Origin of the sequence: Kribbella jejuensis, assembly GCF_006715085.1 — a bacterium.
Classification (GTDB): Bacteria; Actinomycetota; Actinomycetes; order Propionibacteriales; family Kribbellaceae; genus Kribbella; species Kribbella jejuensis.
Window position 1 is genome coordinate 1,590,280 of the sequence record NZ_VFMM01000001.1, and the last position, 17,492, is coordinate 1,607,771.

General features: G+C 69.9%; 18 protein-coding genes. 10 read left to right on the plus strand and 8 right to left on the minus strand.

All coding sequences use genetic code 11. From position 1 onward, the window contains the following. The first annotated feature begins 33 nt into the window (after nucleotides 1–33). From FB475_RS07745 to FB475_RS07770, 6 genes are all read left to right on the plus strand, one after another. The gene (locus tag FB475_RS07745) at nucleotides 34–639 is read left to right on the plus strand and encodes a MarR family winged helix-turn-helix transcriptional regulator (protein WP_141853878.1); all 606 of its coding nucleotides are present in this window, start codon (nucleotides 34–36) and stop codon (nucleotides 637–639) included. Then, a complete protein-coding gene (locus tag FB475_RS07750) occupies nucleotides 636–2,246 on the plus strand; it encodes an MDR family MFS transporter (RefSeq protein ID WP_141853880.1) in 1,611 nt (536 codons plus the stop codon). Before FB475_RS07745 ends, FB475_RS07750 begins: the two co-directional genes overlap by 4 nt. Nucleotides 2,247–2,443: 197 nt before the next feature. Then, the gene (locus FB475_RS07755; RefSeq protein ID WP_141853882.1) at nucleotides 2,444–3,037 is read left to right on the plus strand and encodes a hypothetical protein; all 594 of its coding nucleotides are present in this window, start codon (nucleotides 2,444–2,446) and stop codon (nucleotides 3,035–3,037) included. Then, nucleotides 3,034–3,354: a hypothetical protein gene (locus tag FB475_RS07760; protein WP_141853884.1), complete on the plus strand. Its 321-nt coding sequence runs from the start codon at nucleotides 3,034–3,036 to the stop codon at nucleotides 3,352–3,354. The genes FB475_RS07755 and FB475_RS07760 overlap by 4 nt, the downstream gene beginning before the upstream one ends. Before the next feature lie 125 nt (nucleotides 3,355–3,479). After that, nucleotides 3,480–4,058 (plus strand): hypothetical protein, encoded by a 579-nt coding sequence (locus tag FB475_RS07765; RefSeq protein WP_141853886.1) that lies wholly within the window; start codon nucleotides 3,480–3,482, stop codon nucleotides 4,056–4,058. An 8-nt stretch (nucleotides 4,059–4,066) separates the two neighbouring features. Further along, entirely contained in the window at nucleotides 4,067–5,221 is a 1,155-nt protein-coding gene (locus tag FB475_RS07770; protein WP_141853888.1) for a hypothetical protein, read from the plus strand. Nucleotides 5,222–5,269: 48 nt separating this feature from the next. On the opposite strand, the gene FB475_RS07775 is transcribed toward FB475_RS07770, so the two are convergent. The 3 genes from FB475_RS07775 to FB475_RS07785 all read right to left on the minus strand — a co-directional run bounded on the left by FB475_RS07775 (nucleotide 5,270) and on the right by FB475_RS07785 (nucleotide 9,286). Continuing rightward, nucleotides 5,270–6,472 (minus strand): AI-2E family transporter, encoded by a 1,203-nt coding sequence (locus FB475_RS07775; protein WP_141853890.1) that lies wholly within the window; start codon nucleotides 6,470–6,472, stop codon nucleotides 5,270–5,272. A 23-nt stretch (nucleotides 6,473–6,495) separates the two neighbouring features. After that, a complete protein-coding gene (locus FB475_RS07780) occupies nucleotides 6,496–7,863 on the minus strand; it encodes a glutamate mutase L (protein ID WP_141853892.1) in 1,368 nt (455 codons plus the stop codon). A gap of 268 nt (nucleotides 7,864–8,131) precedes the next feature. After that, a complete protein-coding gene (locus FB475_RS07785) occupies nucleotides 8,132–9,286 on the minus strand; it encodes a cystathionine gamma-synthase (protein ID WP_141853894.1) in 1,155 nt (384 codons plus the stop codon). A 179-nt stretch (nucleotides 9,287–9,465) separates the two neighbouring features. Between FB475_RS07785 and FB475_RS07790 the strand changes: the two genes are divergently transcribed. Both FB475_RS07790 and FB475_RS07795 read left to right on the plus strand, forming a co-directional pair. After that, the gene (locus tag FB475_RS07790; protein ID WP_141853897.1) at nucleotides 9,466–10,047 is read left to right on the plus strand and encodes a hypothetical protein; all 582 of its coding nucleotides are present in this window, start codon (nucleotides 9,466–9,468) and stop codon (nucleotides 10,045–10,047) included. 32 nt (nucleotides 10,048–10,079) lie between these two features. After that, nucleotides 10,080–12,062: a hypothetical protein gene (locus tag FB475_RS07795; protein WP_141853899.1), complete on the plus strand. Its 1,983-nt coding sequence runs from the start codon at nucleotides 10,080–10,082 to the stop codon at nucleotides 12,060–12,062. A gap of 20 nt (nucleotides 12,063–12,082) precedes the next feature. On the opposite strand, the gene FB475_RS07800 is transcribed toward FB475_RS07795, so the two are convergent. The 3 genes from FB475_RS07800 to yczE form a co-directional block, all read right to left on the minus strand. Continuing rightward, nucleotides 12,083–12,649, minus strand: coding sequence for a hypothetical protein (locus tag FB475_RS07800; RefSeq protein ID WP_141853901.1), 567 nt, complete (start codon nucleotides 12,647–12,649; stop codon nucleotides 12,083–12,085). 110 nt (nucleotides 12,650–12,759) lie between these two features. Then, nucleotides 12,760–13,074: a DUF1905 domain-containing protein gene (locus FB475_RS07805; protein ID WP_141853904.1), complete on the minus strand. Its 315-nt coding sequence runs from the start codon at nucleotides 13,072–13,074 to the stop codon at nucleotides 12,760–12,762. Nucleotides 13,075–13,111: 37 nt separating this feature from the next. Beyond that, complete coding sequence (yczE, locus tag FB475_RS07810; protein WP_141853906.1) at nucleotides 13,112–13,771, minus strand: membrane protein YczE; 660 nt, start codon at nucleotides 13,769–13,771, stop codon at nucleotides 13,112–13,114. A 63-nt stretch (nucleotides 13,772–13,834) separates the two neighbouring features. On the opposite strand from yczE, the gene yczR reads away from it, so the two are divergent. Beyond that, the gene (yczR, locus tag FB475_RS07815) at nucleotides 13,835–15,271 is read left to right on the plus strand and encodes a MocR-like transcription factor YczR (RefSeq protein ID WP_141853908.1); all 1,437 of its coding nucleotides are present in this window, start codon (nucleotides 13,835–13,837) and stop codon (nucleotides 15,269–15,271) included. A gap of 100 nt (nucleotides 15,272–15,371) precedes the next feature. After that, nucleotides 15,372–16,016: a peptide-methionine (S)-S-oxide reductase MsrA gene (gene msrA, locus FB475_RS07820; RefSeq protein ID WP_141857867.1), complete on the plus strand. Its 645-nt coding sequence runs from the start codon at nucleotides 15,372–15,374 to the stop codon at nucleotides 16,014–16,016. Between the two features lie 22 nt (nucleotides 16,017–16,038). On the opposite strand, the gene FB475_RS07825 is transcribed toward msrA, so the two are convergent. Together FB475_RS07825 and FB475_RS07830 are read right to left on the minus strand one after the other, a co-directional pair. After that, nucleotides 16,039–16,572 (minus strand): hypothetical protein, encoded by a 534-nt coding sequence (locus tag FB475_RS07825; RefSeq protein WP_141853910.1) that lies wholly within the window; start codon nucleotides 16,570–16,572, stop codon nucleotides 16,039–16,041. A 39-nt stretch (nucleotides 16,573–16,611) separates the two neighbouring features. After that, on the minus strand, nucleotides 16,612–17,376 hold the full coding sequence (locus FB475_RS07830; protein ID WP_141853912.1) for a class I SAM-dependent methyltransferase: 765 nt from the start codon (nucleotides 17,374–17,376) through the stop codon (nucleotides 16,612–16,614). Nucleotides 17,377–17,492: the final 116 nt, after the last annotated feature.

Sequence of the window (17,492 nt, forward strand, 5' to 3'; positions counted from 1 at the left end):
CGTGTATCACGCAAGCATGTATATGCTTGCAGCATGCAAGTAAACGACGCGTACGCTCCACAGACCCCGATCGAGGGTGTGATGCACGCGTTCACCCGGATCGGGCGCCGGCTGAAGGCCAAGCAACCCGGCGACACGATCGACCACAGCGCGCACGTCGTGCTGTTCGCCCTCCGGTGCAACGGCGCACTGCGGCTGTCCGATCTGGCCGCCCGGCTGGAGCTCGACGCCTCGACCACCAGCCGGCACGTCCGGTCCCTCGAGCAGCTCGGGCTGGTCCGGCGCTCCCCCGACCCCGACGACGGCCGCGCGTTCCGGGTCGAGCTCACCGAGCAGGGTGTCGAGCAGTGGGAGACCAGCGCCCGGCACCGGATGGAGCTGCTGAGCGCCGCGATGGAGGGCTGGTCCGAGGAGGACGTGCAGACCTTCGAACGGCTGATGACCCGCTTCGCGGACGGCGTCGCCGCCCTGACCGAAGCACCGAGCAGCGCCGCCTGGGCCGAGAAGGGGTGGGCCGCGGTCGCACCCCGGCTGCACCAGCCCGCCCGGGCAGAGCGCAGTACCGACACAGACTCCACTGCCGGCGGCGACCCCGACGGCAGCGCGAACCACGACAACAACCTGGAGAGCACCAGATGAGCACCACAGAGCCCGCCACCGCCGGTGGGACTGCACCGACCGACGGTGGTCCCACCTACCTGTCCCACAAGCAGATCCTGGTGATCCTCGGCGGCCTGATGGCCGGGATGTTCCTGGCCGCACTGGACCAGAGCATCGTCGGCACGGCGCTGCCGCGGATCGTCAGCGAGTTCAACAGCCTCGACAAGCTGTCCTGGGTGGTCACGGCGTACCTGCTGACCTCGACCGCCTCGACTCCGCTGTGGGGCAAGATCTCCGACCTGTACGGCCGTCGCCCGCTGTTCATCGCGGCGATCGTCACCTTCCTGGCCGGTTCGGTGCTGTCCGCACTGTCCGGCAACATCGAGCAGCTGATCGGCTTCCGGGCCGTCCAGGGTCTCGGTGCCGGTGGCCTGATGTCACTGGCCTTCGCCACTATCGGCGACGTGATCCCGCCGCGCGAGCGCGGCAAGTACATGGGGTACTTCGGTGCCGTCTTCGGCCTGTCCTCGGTGGCCGGCCCGCTGCTCGGCGGTCTGCTCACCGACGGTCCCGGCTGGCGCTGGATCTTCTGGATCAACCTGCCGATCGGCTTGGTTGCCCTGGGCATCGTCGGTGCCGTGCTCAAGCTGCCGCACGTGAAGCGTTCGCACAAGATCGACTACCTGGGCGCCTCCACGATCGCCGCCGCGGTCACCTCGCTGCTGCTGGCCATCTCCTGGAGCGGTCCGACCAACGGCTGGGGCACCGCCACCACGATCGCGCTGCTGGCCGGGGCCGTCGTCCTCGCCGTCGCGTTCGTGATCATCGAGCTGCGGGTGGCCGAGCCGATCATCCCGATGGACCTGTTCAAGGGCCGGATCTTCTCCGGGTACGCCGGGTACGCGTTCCTGCTCGGTTTCGCGATGTTCGGTGCGCTGATCTTCCTGCCGCTGTACCTGCAGGCGGTCAAGGACCTGTCGCCGACCCGCTCCGGCCTGGCGTTGCTGCCGATGATCGTCGGTATCTTCTCCGCGTCGATCCCGAGCGGCCAGATGATGAGCAAGAGCGGCCGGTACAAGCACTTCCCGATCATCTCCGCGGTCCTGGTCGGCGGTGCGATGGTGCTGCTGTCCACGATCAGCCTGACCACGCCGTACTGGCACCTGGCGATCTTCATGTTCGTGATGGGCGCCGGTCTGGGTCTGTCGATGCAGATCACCGTGACCGCCGCGCAGAACAGCGTTCCCCGGCAGCACATGGGTAGTGCGACCTCGACGATGACCTTCTTCCGCTCGATGGGTGGTGCGATCGGTACCGCGGTCTACGGCGCCGTACTGACCAGCCGGCTGAAGGTCCACCTGGGCGACATCATCCCGAACGCCACGCAGACGATGGTCGACGGACTGGCCAAGGCGGCCAACAGCGTCCAGGCCCTGCACGGGCTGAAGGAGCCGATGAAGGGCTTCGCACTGCACGGGCTGGTCGACGCGATGGACGACGTGTTCCTGGTCTCGCTGCCGTTCCTGGCGATCGCGCTGATCCTCGCGGTCGTCACCCCGGAGCAGCGGCTGGCCGGCCGCAACGACGGCCCGAAGCCCGAGGGCGACGAGTCGCTGGAGGCTTCGGCAGCCGCCGCCATGCACTGACCCAGCACCGACCGAGCACTGACCCTGCACCGATCCGCTTGACCGAACCGATACCAAACCTCGGTTGACCTACCCGACAGCCGTCCTGGAAAGCTTTCCAGGGCGGCTGTTCGGGTTCTGTACACCGTGCGGACCGCCGTCTGACCCTCCCCGGGACTTAGTTTCGTCAGGTACCGAACGACAGGACTGCCGCACGGATGAAGACACTTGACCGGCCGCTGGACGACGACGACCGCGCGATGGCCGACATCGCCGAGGTGCGTGACTGGCGACGCCTGGGCGGACCCCAGACGGGCCAGACCGGCGCCGTGCCCGTACGCCGGCTGATCAAGCGGGTGAAGTCGGCGACCAACTGGAAGCCGTGGCCGATCAACCGCCGGACGGTGATCGACGACCAGCTGGACGGCTGGGGGTTCCTGACCCGGCGGAACACCGAGCTGGCGGTGTACGACGACCAGGTGCTGCCGCACAGCCCGTTCAGCGGCTGGGTCGCGTTCTCGATCGAGGCGTGGGACGTGGACGCTGCGGCCGAGGGGCTCGACGAGCACTGGCCGCAGAAATTCAACCTCGCCTGCCGGCACTGGGGACAGCCCTCGTACGTCGGAGTGGACAGCAAGACCGGGTTCGACGACGACTGGGCGCCCGGTGCCGGGATCGGACGCCGGCACCTGGCCGTCTGGACGCCGCCGGGCGCGGAGATCCACTTGTACAGCAACAGACCGACGCTGAAACCCTTGACCGTGTCGGTGGGTATCAACTATGTGGTCTACCTCAACGAGGAGGGGACATGAGAACAACCGCCCACAGGGACCGCGAGACCCAGCGGGACCTGCTGTTCACCAACGCCGAGGTCCCGGCTCCCAAGGGCGAGCCACACAGCAGCGTCTCGGCCGACTCGCTCACCCGACTCGCCCACCAGCGGCTCTCGGCCACCGGACAGACCGCCACCCAGGCGGCGACGCTGGATCCGAGTATCCGCGCCGGGATGCCGCCGCCGCTGCGGCCCGGCCAGGCGCGGACGCCGGGCACCGGCGAGCGGCGCCCGGGCAACGGCAGCACACCGGGCCTGTCGTCCGGCAAGGACACCCGCGACGGCGGCCGCGGATAGCAGACCGCTCCGCTGGTTGCCGGTGGTTGCCGGTGGTTGTCGTTGGCAACCACCGGATGACCCGCCGCGGATTCTATGGTTTTGATCACAGGCAGCACGTTCGCGACGAAGGGGAAGCACCCCGCATGAAAATCAAGGACAGGCCGCTCGACGCCGATGCGCGCGCGATGGCCGACCTCGCCGAGGTCGAGGACTGGAGCAAGATCGCCGGTCCCGACACCGGCGAGACCGGGTACGAGCTCGTCAAGGCGCTGGTGCAGCGGGTCTCCGGCGAGACCGGCTGGAAGCCGTGGCAGGACGAGCCGGGTACGAACTACGACAACGTCCAGTCCTGGGGTTTCGAGACCTCGCGGGGTACGACGATGATCGTGTTCCCCGGACTGGTGTTCGCGGACGTCCCGGACAGCGGCTGGTCGGCGTACGACCTGCAGCCCGAGGACATCCCGGCCGCCGAGGCCGGCCTGGACGCGCACTGGCCGGAGGCGTTCGCGCTCGGCGTGAAGATCTGGGGCCCGCCGATCTGGGCCAGCGACCGGCGGAACCCGAACTTCGAGGACGAGTTCTGGCCCGGCGCCGGCTTCGACCGCCGGCACCTGTCGATCTGGCCGCGACCGGGCGCCAACATCTTCCTCTACAGCGACCGGCCGACGGCGGATCCGTTGTCCCCGGCTGTCGGGATCAACTACACCGTCTATCTCGACTAGGAGACACCGTGACCAACACGCCAAGCGAGGGCCCGGCGACCACGGGCACCCGGGCGCTCACCCCGGACGAGACCCTGATCGCGACCCGGGTCGAGACCCTCGTCGCGCAGCGGCTGGCAGCCCAGGCGCGGGCGGACGAGCTCCGGCGCCGCTCGCTCGCCGGACGCGCGCGAAGGGTTGCGCCGTACGCCGCCGTGGCCGCCGTCGGCGCCGCCACCGAGCCGGGCCAGCAGGTCCTGTCCGCGGCCGGTGACGCCGCCGTGACTGCCGGCCAGGGAATCGCCGACGCCGGAGTGGCGGTCGGCGACGCCGCTGTATCTGCCGGCGAGGCGGTCGGCGACGCAGCTGTGACCGCAGGCCAGGCCGTCGGCGACGCAGCCGTGACCGCCGGCGAGGCGGTCGGGCACGCAGCCGAGGCTGTCGGGCGGGAAGCGGCCCACATCGGCCAGGAGATCGGTCAGGGCGCCACCGACGCCTACAACGCGAGCGTGCACGGCGTCGAGCAAGCCGCGGGCGCGGTCGCCGATACTGCGACCAGTGCCTGGGACTCCACCGTCCAGGGCGTCCAGGGCGCTGCGTCGGCCGTGTCCGGCTGGGCGGTGGAGACCTGGCATTCGGCGAGTGACGCCGTCACCACGGCCGCGCACGCGGTCGGTTCATGGGCCGCGCAGTATGGCGACCAGATCGCCGCGCACCCCGGTAACGCCGCGGTGACCGCCGGTCTCGGTGCCGCCGCGGTGGTCGCAGCGACCCCAGCGCTCCGGCAGGGGGTCGGCAACGCGATCAAGGCCGTCAGCCGCTGGGCCAGGGACGCGCCGGGCGAGATCGCGCAGAAGGCCCGGTCACTGGCCGTCGGCGCGATGCTGACGTACAACAACCTCCGCGGGATCGATTCGAACCGCGGCGAGTCCGCCAAGGCAACCCACCAGGCGGTCGCCGAAGCCAACCAGATCACCGGTGGCGACCGGCCCCTGCCGAGCGTCGCAGAAGTGCGGGAGGCGCTGGCGGCTCCCGGCAGCGACCCGGCGCTCGCGCCGGCCGGCGGTAAGCAGCCGGAGGCTGCGGTACAAACCGGCCAGGGCACTCAGGGCCAGGGCGCTGCCGAACGCACCGGCGCCGCGGTCGACCCGAAGACCAAGAACGGTCCGGCCCAGGGTCTCTAGCACCGTCGAACCGGCCGTCCCCCAGGGTGGAGGACGGCCGGTTCGTTGTCACTCGGCAGGAGTTGGCCGGACGCGGCGGCGAGGGCGTGGCGGCGGATCGGAGTCGAGGTCGTTGCCGGCCAGGTGGTTGACGATGGCATTGAGGACCGCGGCGGTGGGCACGGCCACCAAGGCGCCGACGATCCCGGCGATGACCACCCCGGCGGCGATCGCGAGGATGACCGCGAGCGGGTGGACGCTGACGGCCCGGCCCATCAGGAACGGCTGCAGGACGTGGGCTTCGAGTTGCTGGACGCCGATCACGACCGCGAGCATCACGATCGCGATGATGGGGCCCTTGGCAACGAGTGCGACGAGGACCGCGACGATGCCGCTGACCAGTGCGCCGACCACCGGGATGAACGCGCCGACGAACACCAGGATGCCGATCGCGCTGACCAGTGGCAGCCCGAGGATCGCGGCGCCGAGCGAGATCCCGATCGCGTCGACCGCGGCGACGATGACAGTGGCTCGGACGAACGCGGTCAGCGACACCCACGCCCGGCGGCCGGACGAGTCGGCCTTCTCCCGGGCGCGCCGCGGGAACAGCCGCACCAGCCATGACCAGATCTGCTCGCCCTGGTAGAGGAAGAAGAACAGGCAGAACAGCGAGATGAACAGCCCGGCCAACAAATGGGTTGCCGTCGTACCGACGGCCGCGGCCTGCTGACCGAGCGCACCGCCGGACGTGAGCTGCTTCTGGGCCTGTTTGTACAGGTTGGTGATGTCCGCGTCGGTCAGGCCGAAGTTGATCCGGGCCAGCTCGCGCAGCTTCTGCACACCTTCGCCGACCTGTTTGGAGAGGTCCTCGAACTGTCCCGCGATCTGCGCGCCGACCAACGTCAGCAGACCCGCGACCACCACGAGTGTCGCGATCACCGTGATGCCCGCAGCGGGACCGCGCGGCACGCGCAGCCGCTGCAGGCCGTTCGTGATCGGTACGAGCAGAGCGGTGAGCAGTGCGCCGACTGTCACCGGTACGAAGACCTCCGACAGGTAGCGCAGCACGTACCCGATGACGCCGACCGCCGCCACGATCACCAGGAACCGCCACGCCCACGCACTGGCGATCTCCATCGCCGGCGTGACGCCGTGGTCGACCCTGGCCGGCCCTGGCGCTACCGCGGACGGACTGACCTCGTCCATTACCTCAGTGTCCGCGACCGGGCTCTCCTCGGTCTCGGTGCTTTCGTCCCGCCCCGCATTGCTCATCCGACCTCCCTGGGGTCATGAGCCTAGTGCCCACGCAGGGCTGATCCATGAATATGCGAGGCCAGGCCTTCGGCTGCCTTCGGGGCGTCGTCGGCGAGCAGGCCGACTGCTGCCAGTACGTAGTCCGTGTCGACGCACACCTCGGCACGTTGCGGTACCAGCCAGCCTTCCTCCTGCGCGTTCGTGCCGATCGCGCCGAGGATCCGGGCCGCCACCTCGGGCGGGTTGTGCCGCAGTACTCCCCCGGATCCGACCAGCAGATCGACCTCGCGCAGATCCTTGCCGGAGCGCTCGATCACCCGTCCGCCAGGCCCGAACACGATCCGCTGCCGTCCCGCATGCCTGCGCAGAGCGACGGTTGCCGCGACAGTCGCGAGCGTCTCGTCGTACCGCCGCTCCTGGTCGCTGTCCGGCAGGTACGACGGGTCCGCGTGGCGCCGTTCCGCGGCCGTCCGCAGGTGCGGGTCATCGGCGAGCCCGGCCTCGACGCCCGCGGCCACCACGGGTACGGCACTCCACCGCATCCCGAGATCGCCTTCGACGGTACGGGTGACGGGATGTGTCGCGACCACCTCGCGGCCGAGGCTCGCGTCCTCCGGGTCGAGCTCGATCACCGAGTGCACGTCGGTCGTCGCACCGCCGATGTCCACGACCGCGACGTCCCCGTGCAGCCCGGCCAGCACCTCGACACCCCGCAGCACGACATCCGGCGTCGCGGCGCGCACCATCCGCGCAAACGCCGGGTCCCGCGACAGGTTCTTCCCGCCGATCACGTGCCGGAGGAACATCTCCCGGATCGCGGCCCGCGCACTGTCCGGCGCGAACACCCCGATCTCCGGTACGACGTTGTCCGCGAGCACATGCGGTACGTCGGCCGCGGTCAACGTCGACGCGATCTCGTCCTGCGCGTCGATGTTGCCCGCGACAACGACCGGCTTCCGCCACTCGTACTTCGCCAGTGTCGTCGCGGCCTGCACCAGGACCTTCGCGTTGCCACCGTCCGTACCGCCGAGCAACAGCACGACATCCGGTCTGTCCTTGCGCAGCTCCTTCTGCGTGGTCGCCGTCAGCCCACCGCTGACCACCGCGACCACGCGACCACCACTGGACAACGCAACCCGCTTACCCGCCTCCGCGGTAACAAGCTCTTCGTTGCCCACGACACCAATCCGCAACCCCCCACCAGCACTGGAACAAGCCAGCACCTCGGCGTTCGGCACGCCCCGGTCCGCCGCTGCCAGTACAGCGCGACACGCGTGCCAGCCGTCCATGACATCGGTGTCGATCGTCGTACGGTGCTCGGCCCGGGCAACCAACTCCCCCGACCCCAGATCGACCGCAACCGCCTTGGTAAACGTCGACCCGAAGTCCACCGCCACCACCAGACTCACCGCACTCCCCCTTCCCACGACGTCATCCGCCCCATCCAACCCACCTCGCCGCCCACCCCGACCACATCGCCGCTCCCGACCAACACCGCCGCGCGCCCTTCCCACGACGTCATCCGCCCCACCCAACCCCACCTCGCCGCCCGTCCCGACCACATCGCCGCTCCCGACCACACCGCCGCGCGCCCGCCAACCCATCCGCCGCTGCCGGCGCTCACAAAACCCGCCCGCCGACCCGCGCAGCGGGTCGGCGGGCGGTTGAGAGGTGGTGTCAGCCGAGGGCGCGTTCCAGGTCTTGGAGCAGGTCGTCGACGGTTTCGATGCCTACGCTGAGCCGGATCAGGTCCGCGGGCACCTCCAGCGGCGTACCGGCGACCGAGGCGTGGGTCATCTTGCCGGGGTGCTCGATCAGCGACTCGACGCCGCCGAGGGACTCGCCCAGCGTGAAGACCTCGGCCTTGTTGCAGATGTCCAGCGCCTGCGCCTCGCCGCCGGCGACCCGGAAGCTGACGATCCCGCCGAACCGCTTCATCTGCTTCGCCGCGGTCTCGTGGCCCGGATGCCCGTCGATCCCCGGGTACAGCACCTGGCTGACCGACTTGTGCCGCTGCAGGAACTCGACCACCTTCTCGGCGTTGTCGCTGTGCCGGTCCATCCGGACGCCGAGCGTCTTGATGCCGCGCAGCACCAGCCACGAGTCGAACGGCCCGGCGACCGCGCCGATCGCGTTCTGGTGGAAGGCGATCTTCTCCGCCAGCTCCGCGTCCCGCACCACCAGCGCACCGCCGACCACGTCGGAGTGCCCGCCCATGTACTTCGTCGTCGAGTGCACGACCACGTCCGCGCCGAGCTCGAGCGGCTGCTGCAGGTACGCCGAGGCGAACGTGTTGTCGACCACGAGCAGGGCCCCGGCGTCGTGCGCGATCTGCGCGACGATCGCGATATCGGCGACGTTCAGCAGCGGGTTGGTCGGCGTCTCCAGCCAGACCACCTTGGTCTTGCCCGGCTGGATCGCGGCCCGGATCGCCTCCGGGTGGGTGACCGCGGCCGGGGTCATCTCGACGCCCCAGTTGCTCAGCACCCGGGAGAACAGCCGGAACGTACCGCCGTACGCGTCGTCGGGGAACACCACGTGGTCGCCAGGCGCGCACACCGACCGGATCAGCGTGTCCTCGGCGGCCAGGCCGCTGGCGAACGCGAAGCCGCGGTTACCCGCCTCGATCGCGGCGAGACACTCCTCCAGCGCCGTCCGGGTCGGGTTCGCCGACCGGGAGTACTCGTAGCCGTTGCGCAGCCCGCCGACGCCGTCCTGCTTGTAGGTGCTGGTCGCGTAGATCGGCGGCACCACCGCACCGGTCGTCGGGTCGGGCTCGTTCCCGGCGTGGATGGCAAGTGTCTCGAAACCGTACTGGCGTTCCTTGTTCACCGGACCAGCGTACGGCCTGGTCTGCTGGAGCCACGCACGCCGTCCACACCCCGGTGACGCAGCGGAACCGGGTTGTCCACAGCTGCGTCGATTCAGGTGGCGGGTGACCCGAGCCAGCACCTAAGTTTGCGCAGAGACGATTTCCGCCAGTGACCGGGCAGGAAGGACGACAAGGCCGGATGAAGACGCAGGACAGGCCGCTCGACCAGGACGACCTGGCGATGGCGGACCTCGCCGAGATTCCGGACTGGACCGCGCTCGCGGGTCCGGACGGCGACGAGTCCGGCCCGGAGGTCGTGCGCGCGCTGGTGTACCGGGTGATGGGTCAGACCAGCTGGCAGCCCTGGCCGCTGCAGCCGGGCGAGATCATCGACGCGGAGATGGTCTCCTGGGGCTTCACCACCCGGCGGGGTACGACGATGATCGTCTTCGACGGGCTGGCCTTCCCGGACTGCCCGGACAGCGGCTGGTCGGCGTACGACATCGGCCCGGACGACATCGCCGCCGCCGAGGCGGGGCTGGACGCGCACTGGCCGGACCACCTGGCGCTCGCGACCCGGCACTGGGGAGAGCCCGACTACGTCGGTGACGACAGCCTCCCGGACTTCGTGGACGGCTGGGAGGTCGGCGCCGGCGCCGGACGGCGTCATCTCGCGGTCTGGCTGCGCGAGGGCGCGGAGTTCCATCTGTACAGCACCAAGCCCAGCAAGGACCCGCTGACGACGGCTGTCGGGGTCAACTACGCGGTCTACATCGACTAGGAGACCCGATGAGTGACACGACGCCACAGCCGTTGAGCCGCCGCGACCAGCGCCGCGCCGAGCGTGCTGCTCGCGGCGCTCAGAGGGCCGCGCGCAAAGAGACCCGGAACGCTGTCCGAACGGGCCGCAAGCAACTGAAGGCGGCCTACTCGATCGCCGCGTCTCACCGACGCCGCATCGACCCGAACATTCGCGCGCAGATCGGTCACGCGAACATGACCGCCGCGGACCTGCAGGTGCTGGCGGCCGCGAGTGTCGACGCACGCTTCGATCCGGGTCAATACGGTCAGCACGCGCGCGGACTGGTCCAGAACGTCCAGACCAGGGTGGCTCGGCGGGGGCCTGCGCCGCGGGGATCCCTCGCCGCTCGGGCCAATCCGATGTCGCGCTGGAACAAGGATCGGCGCGCCGGGACGAAGGCGCTGAAGCAGGCGTTCACCCAGGCGGCGCGAGACGCGAAGAAGATGGACGCGGGCGTACTGGCCGCCATCGGACGCTCGCCGATGAACAGCCTCCAGCTCGCCGCGCTGGCATCGGGCCGGGTCGCCGGCGTCTTCCAGCAGCCGGGCCAAGGCCAGCAACGTCAGGGCCAGCAAGGTCAGGGCCCGCAAGGTCAGGGTCAGCAGCAGGGCGCCGGACGGGTGCAGCAGCCGCAAGGGCAGGCGCAAATGCTCCAGCCCCAGAACGCCACCCGGCAAGCTCCGGCGCCACAGCAGGTGAACCCGCAGATCGAGGCGCTCCAGGCACAGGTCATCGCACTGCAACAGCAGATCATCCAGATGCAGACGCGAGAGATCTCCCTTATGGAGCAGACCCTCCGCCTGCAAACCCCCATGCAGCAAACCCTGCAGTCGCAGGCACAGGTTGTGCAGCAGGCCGGCGAGCAGACCCCGCAGACGCAGACGCCCCAACCCGACCAGACCCGCCAGCAAGCCCCCGCCCTGGACGACAACGTCCGCCTCGACAACCCCATCATCCCCGACCAAAACCCACCCGCCCAGCAGCCAGGCACCAACGACCCCACCCGCACCGAACAAACCCCCGGCGCAACCGAACCCGCCCAGCCCACCCTTGCCGAACCCAACCAGCCCACCGTCGGCGAGGCGCAGACCGGCCAGCCCGCAGTAGGCGAAGCCGCCACCAGTCAGCCCGCAGTCGCCGAACCCGGCCAGCCCACAGTCGGCCAGGCGGAGACCGGCCAGCCCGCGGTCGGCGAAGCCGAGACTGGCCAGCCCGCAGTGGACGAACCCGGCCAGCCCACGGTCGGCGAGGCAGAGACCGGCCAGCCCGCAGTGGGCGAAGCCGCGATCGGTCAGCCCGCAGTCGGCGAAGCCGTGACCGGTGAGGCGGTAGTCGGCGGGAATGAGCCGCAGCCGGTGTCGACCAGGGCGCAGGAGTGGGCTGCTTCGGCGCGGGGCGAGAACGAGTTCAACGGCGAAGCGCCCGAAGCAGGCCAACCAAGAGCCACCACCGCGGAGCCGGCAGCCCAGACCGCAGAACCAGCCGTCACCACCGAAGCACCCGACGCCGCCCAGCCCACCCAAACCCAACAGCCAGAGGTCGCCGGCCAGCAACCACCAACACCCGGCCAGCCCGCAGTCGCCGGACAGCAACCGGCAGCTCCCGGCCAGCCGACCGTCGGCGGACAGCAGCCCCAGGTCAGCGGCCAGCAGCCCCAGGTCAGCGGCCAGCAGCCGCAGGTTGCCGGACAGCGGCCTCAGGTCAGCGGACAGCAGCCCCAGGTCGGCGGGCAGCAGGCTCCTGCGGGTGGGCGGCAGGAAGGGGGCCGGCGGCTGCCGGTGCCTGCTGCGACTGCTGGTGCTGCCGGGGCGAAGTCATCGGCGGATCTGGATACGAAGTTCGCTCAAGACATCGCGTTGGGTGGCCAGTCACCGCTCAACAGCGTGTCGACGCAGCGGGCGGAAGGCGCGGTGGAAGCCGGCACGGACAAGTCCACGACTGGAAAACACACCGGCCAGGCGACGCGGACAACCGACACCCCGTCGAAGGGCTAACACCGCCCCAGCACCGCCTGTCAAGCCCCGCACCACCGCACCACCAGGTGACCTCCGCAGCACCGCACCCACCGCGAGCCGACCGCCCGCACCACCGCCGTACCGCACACCGCCGTACCGCACACCGCCGTACCGCACCACCGCCGTACCCCACCACCGCCGTACCGCACCCACCGCGAGCCGACCGCCCGCATCACCGCCGTACCGCACACCGCCGTACCGCACACCGCCGTACCGCACACCGCCGTACCGCACACCGCCGTACCGCACACCGCCGTACCGCACACCGCCGTACCGCACACCGCCGTACCGCACACCGCCGTACCGCACACCGCCGTACCGCACACCGCCGTACCGCACACCGCCGTACCGCACACCGCCGTACCGCACACCGCCGTACCGCACACCGCCGTACCGCACACCGCGGTACCCCACCACCGCGGTACCCCACCACCGCCGTACCCCACCACCGCCGTACCCCACCACCGCCGTACCCCACCACCGCCGTACCCCACCACCGCCGTACCCCACCACCGCCGTACCGCACCCACCGCGAGCCGACCGCCCGCACCACCGCCGTACCGCACACCGCAGCACGCGCACCCACCGCGAGCCGACCGCCCGCACTCCGCAGTACCGCACCAACTGAACACGGATGCACGGAGAGCGCCGGCCGGGGAGGGTGGCGTTCTGGGTTTTAGAAGTCGATGAGGTGTAGGACGGTTTCTACTGGGGTGCCTTCGGTGAGGTTTTCGGCGTGGCGGATCTGTTTTTTGAGGGGGAGGATGTACGTGCCGTCCTTGGTCGGGAAGACCGAGGTTTGCCAGCTGCTCCCGCCGACCGCCACCGCGACTCGGACCGAGCCGAAGCCTCGGCGCCGGCCCTCGGTCAGGTCGGTGATTTCGTCGCTGATGTCCTCCGGCACCGTCACGAAGTACCACGAGCCCTCGCCCGGCCACAGCCACAGCGGTGCCGTGAACTCGTACCCACTCACTCGGCCGTCGTCACGCATGGGAGCAGTCTGACCGACCCCACCGACACAACCCCAGCTACTCCTGCTTCAACCGCACCGTGAAGATCGGGAGCAGGACGTGTACCAACGGCCCGATCGACAGCGCGTAGACGACAGTGCCGACCCCGATCGACCCGCCCATCAGGAACCCGGTCGCGAGGACGGTCAGCTCGAGTGACGTACGGACCAGCCGGACACTCAGCCCGGTACGCCGTACCAACCCCGTCATCAGCCCGTCGCGCGGCCCCGGCCCGAACTGCGCGCCAATGTACAGCGCGCCGGCCAGCGCATTGAGTACGACGCCCGACAGCATGAACACGATCCGCAGCCACAGTGCGTGTGGGCGATCGACCGTCGCCAGTGTCAGGTCCGTGACCAGCCCGATGACGATCGCGTTGCTGATAGTGCCGAGCCCGGGCCACTGACGCAGCGGGATCCACGCGAGCAGTACGACGAAGCTGACCGCGATCACCACGGTCCCGAAGCTCAGCGAGACGTGCTTCGTGATGCCCGAGTGGAACACGTCCCACGGATCGAGCCCGAGATTGCCCTGAATCATCAGGCCCATCGACGCGCCGTACAGCGACAGGCCCGCGTACAGCTGGACGAGCCGGCGCGGCAGGTGGCCTGCTTTCAGCTGCTGGATCGGGTTGATCGGAGCGAGTTGGCGCGGCGGGGCAGCGGAGGTGGCGGTCACGTACTCCAGTGTCCGGACCAAGTGGCCTGGTATTCGATAGCCAATTACGGGATAGTGGACTGCATGCAAGCGCGCTACCTCCCCGCCAGTACGTTGACCGGCCTGCTCGGCGAGTGGGCCGATGGGACCGGTCCGGCGTACCGGGTCCTGGCCGAGCGGCTCCGGCTGCTCATCGCGGACGGGCGGATCATGCCCGGCTCGCGGCTCCCCAGCGAGCGCGAACTGACCGACGCGCTCGGCGTCAGTCGTACGACGGTGGCGTCGGCGTATCGCGAGCTGCGCGACAGCGGGTACCTGACCAGCCGGCGCGGATCCGGGAGCGTGACCGCGCTGCCCTCGAAGGTCGAGCCCGAACTCGGACGGCACCACGCGCCGGGAATCGACACCGAGGGGCTGTACGACTTCACCTGCGCGGCGCCCTCCGCCGTACCAGGAATCAGTACGGCGGTCGCAACCGCCGCTGAGGCCCTGCCGCTGCACCTTGCGACGCCGGGGTACCACCCGCAGGGCCTGCCGGTACTGCGGGCCGAGATCGCAGCGGCGTACGGCGAGCGCGGGCTGCCGACGTCCGCGGACCAGATCATCGTCACCGCCGGGGCGCTCGCGGCGACGTCGATCGCGGTCCGCGCGCTCACCCAGATCGGCGACCGGGTGCTGACCGAGAGCCCGACGCACCCGAACTCCGTCGACGCGATCCGGCGCAGCGGCTGCCGTGTGGTCGCGGTCCCGATGTCGCCCGGCGGCTGGGACTTACCGTTGCTGGAAGCAACCATCCGGCAGACCGCGCCACGGGCCGCCTGGCTGGTGGTGGACTTCCAGAACCCGACCGGTTTTCTGATGCCGGCGGGTGACCGGCAGCGGCTGGCGCGGGCGTTCGCGCGGGCGCGGACGACGGCGATCGTGGACGAGACGCTGTTCGAGCTGTCGCTGGACGGGCAGGAGATGCCGCCGCCGTTCGCGTCGTACGACCCGGACGGGGTGATCACGGTCGGGTCGGTGAGCAAGTCGTTCTGGGGCGGGCTGCGGATCGGCTGGATGCGCGTGCCGGAGGCGCTGGTCGCCCGGGTACTGGACGCGCGGGCGTCGATGGACCTCGGCGCGCCGGTGCTGGAGCAGCTGGTGGTCGCGGATCTGCTGCGCCGGCGGTCGACGTTGTTGCCGGAGCGCCGGGCCGCGCTGGCTCGCCGGCGGGACGCGCTGGCAGCCGCGGTCTCGGCCGAGCTGCCGTCGTGGCGGTTCCGGCTGCCGTCGGGCGGGCTGTCGTTGTGGTGCGAGCTGCCCGAACCGGTCGGCTCCAGCCTCGTCGGCGTTGCCCAGCGCAACGGCGCCCTGCTCGTCGCCGGCTCCCGCTTCTCCCCCGACGGCGGCCTCGAGTCCTTCATCCGCCTCCCGTTCACCCTCGACGAGGACGCCCTGCGCGACGGCGTACACCGGCTGGCCGAGTCGTACGACTCCCTCACCGTCACCCCCACCCGCCGTAGCGGGGTGATGATCGCGTGATGGCGGGCCACACGTGATCGTGCCGTAAGGGGTGTGGGGAAGGCTCGGTTTACCAGGGGCGTTGAGGGACTATGAGAGTCACACTGCGAGAGGCGTGAGAATGTCGTTCTTCACCCGCAACACCGCCATGGTCGAGCCACAGGCCGCACTGCCCGGCCGGCCCACCCCCGGCTTCGCCGTACCCGACGAGAACATCGTCCTGCACACTCCGCAGACCGCCGCCGCGCCTGAGGGCTTCGAGGAGGTCTGGTTCGGCACGGGCTGTTTCTGGGGTACCGAGGAGATCTTCTGGCAGCAGCCCGGCGTGTACACCACCGCCGTCGGGTACGCGGGCGGTTACACCCCGAACCCGACGTACGAAGAGGTCTGCACCGGCCGCACCGGCCACGCCGAGGCGGTCCGCGTCGTGTACGACCCGACCAAGACCACCTTCACCGACCTGCTGAAGGTCTTCTGGGAGACCCACGACCCGACCCAGGGCATGCGCCAGGGCAACGACCTCGGTTCGCAGTACCGCTCGGCCATCTACTACACCACCGACGCCCAGCGCACCGAGGCCGAACGCACCCGCGACCTCTACGCCCCCGTCATCAAGCCCCGCGGCTACGACGACATCACCACCGAAATAGCCCCCGCCCAAACCTTCTACTACGCCGAGCCCTACCACCAGCAGTACCTCCACAAAAACCCCAACGGCTACCGCTGCCACAGCAACACCGGCGTACCGTTCCCGGCTGACAACTGAGGGCTCTGACGCGAGGAGCCGTCTACTCCCTGGTCTCAGGCGTCGCTTCGGTGAGCAACGCAATCCGCCGGCGGAGCCGCCTGGGCCAGTACCACCGGGCGTACAGGAGTCCCGCAGCCACGGGTGCACCCAACAGCTCCCACGGGGATCCGCCGGCGGCTCCCGCAATGGTCCCGAGCAGTATGGCCGCCGGCACGATGATGAACAGCCAACGAGTCCGGCCGGTGTAGCTCTCGAGATATCGGGACGCGATGCGCAGGGCCGCCGACCGGACCTCGTCATCTTCAGGCGCGGGACCACCCGTTGCAGCGCGCTGGGCGAGGCGGGCCTTCTCAGCCGATATGTCACCTTCTGCGTCCTTCAACCCTCGACGCCACCTGGCGCTCCACCAGCCCATCGCCAATCCGAAGGGGACGCCAGTGACAATGACCCCTACGCCAGCGGCCGTCCAACTCGACCCGTCGTGCTTGATGAAGGCACCCATCGCCACCCCGAACAGGACGCCGCCCAGCACACCTAGAATCCACCCAGGGACCTCGACCGGCTCGCTCCGCATGTGCTGATCATCGGCCAGAGCCAGCCCCGGTGTCCCGCTCTATCGGCGTGGGCGGCGGGCTAGGTGGATGTGGATTTGGGCGTCTAGTTCTACGGTTTCGGGGAGGGCCTGGAGGGTTTGGCGGAAGAGTTGGGCTCGGTCGGTGGGGTGGAGCATTACGTATGCCGAGACCGTGGAGAGTTGTCCGATGTAGTCCTGGGCGGTTGTCGTCACGCGGCGTTCGATCACCGACTGGCGGACATCGGTGAACCACTCGGACTGCTGGAGCTCGGTGCCCGGCCACTGCATCGGGCGATCCGCGGAGGTGCCGTCGGGCGACGGGACGCCGTCGTCGTTCAGGTACGGCGCACGCGCCGCGCGTACTGCCTCCTTGAGGGCGGGGTCGGCCAGCTGGATCGGTACGCCGAACGATGCGAACACACCGCCCGGCCGAACGAGCGCGGCCATCCGGTCCCACCGGCCCTCGGGTTTGGTCCAATGCAGCGCGGCAGCCGCGTACACCAGCTCGTACGACGGCTCGAGCGGCAGGTCCTCGAACGCCGCTTGCACCGTCGTGACGGTTGCCGGCACATGTTTGCGCAACTCCGCGAGCATGGCCGGGTCCGGATCGGTCGCCGTGACCGCGATCCCCGCCTGTGCGAACAGCCGGGTTGCCTTGCCCGTCCCCGCGCCGATCTCGAGGGCAGTCCGGATCGGCCCACCGGCGTACGCGGTCACCAACTCAAGGAGTTCCACGGGGTACCCGGGGCGGAACCGCTCGTACGCCTCTGCCACCGTCCCGAAGCTCAGCGCACGCTCAACCATGCGGGCATCCTGGCACCTTCCACGCCGCACCGCCCGCCATTTACGAGCAACCCGGAACGGACCAGCTGTAGTTGGCGCTCGTGTCTTACGGTGTCCGGGTGAAGAACGATGACCGC

Coding starts and splice junctions, on each gene's coding strand:
- FB475_RS07825 (WP_141853910.1), bottom strand. CDS start 16,572: ATGCGGAGCGAGCCGGTCGAGGTCCCTGGGTGGATTCTAGGTGTGCTG.
- FB475_RS07805 (WP_141853904.1), bottom strand. CDS start 13,074: ATGCGTGACGACGGCCGAGTGAGTGGGTACGAGTTCACGGCACCGCTG.
- msrA (WP_141857867.1), top strand. CDS start 15,372: ATGTCGTTCTTCACCCGCAACACCGCCATGGTCGAGCCACAGGCCGCA.
- yczR (WP_141853908.1), top strand. CDS start 13,835: ATGCAAGCGCGCTACCTCCCCGCCAGTACGTTGACCGGCCTGCTCGGC.
- FB475_RS07775 (WP_141853890.1), bottom strand. CDS start 6,472: ATGAGCAATGCGGGGCGGGACGAAAGCACCGAGACCGAGGAGAGCCCG.
- FB475_RS07830 (WP_141853912.1), bottom strand. CDS start 17,376: ATGGTTGAGCGTGCGCTGAGCTTCGGGACGGTGGCAGAGGCGTACGAG.
- FB475_RS07745 (WP_141853878.1), top strand. CDS start 34: ATGCAAGTAAACGACGCGTACGCTCCACAGACCCCGATCGAGGGTGTG.
- FB475_RS07755 (WP_141853882.1), top strand. CDS start 2,444: ATGAAGACACTTGACCGGCCGCTGGACGACGACGACCGCGCGATGGCC.
- FB475_RS07790 (WP_141853897.1), top strand. CDS start 9,466: ATGAAGACGCAGGACAGGCCGCTCGACCAGGACGACCTGGCGATGGCG.
- FB475_RS07760 (WP_141853884.1), top strand. CDS start 3,034: ATGAGAACAACCGCCCACAGGGACCGCGAGACCCAGCGGGACCTGCTG.
- FB475_RS07750 (WP_141853880.1), top strand. CDS start 636: ATGAGCACCACAGAGCCCGCCACCGCCGGTGGGACTGCACCGACCGAC.
- FB475_RS07765 (WP_141853886.1), top strand. CDS start 3,480: ATGAAAATCAAGGACAGGCCGCTCGACGCCGATGCGCGCGCGATGGCC.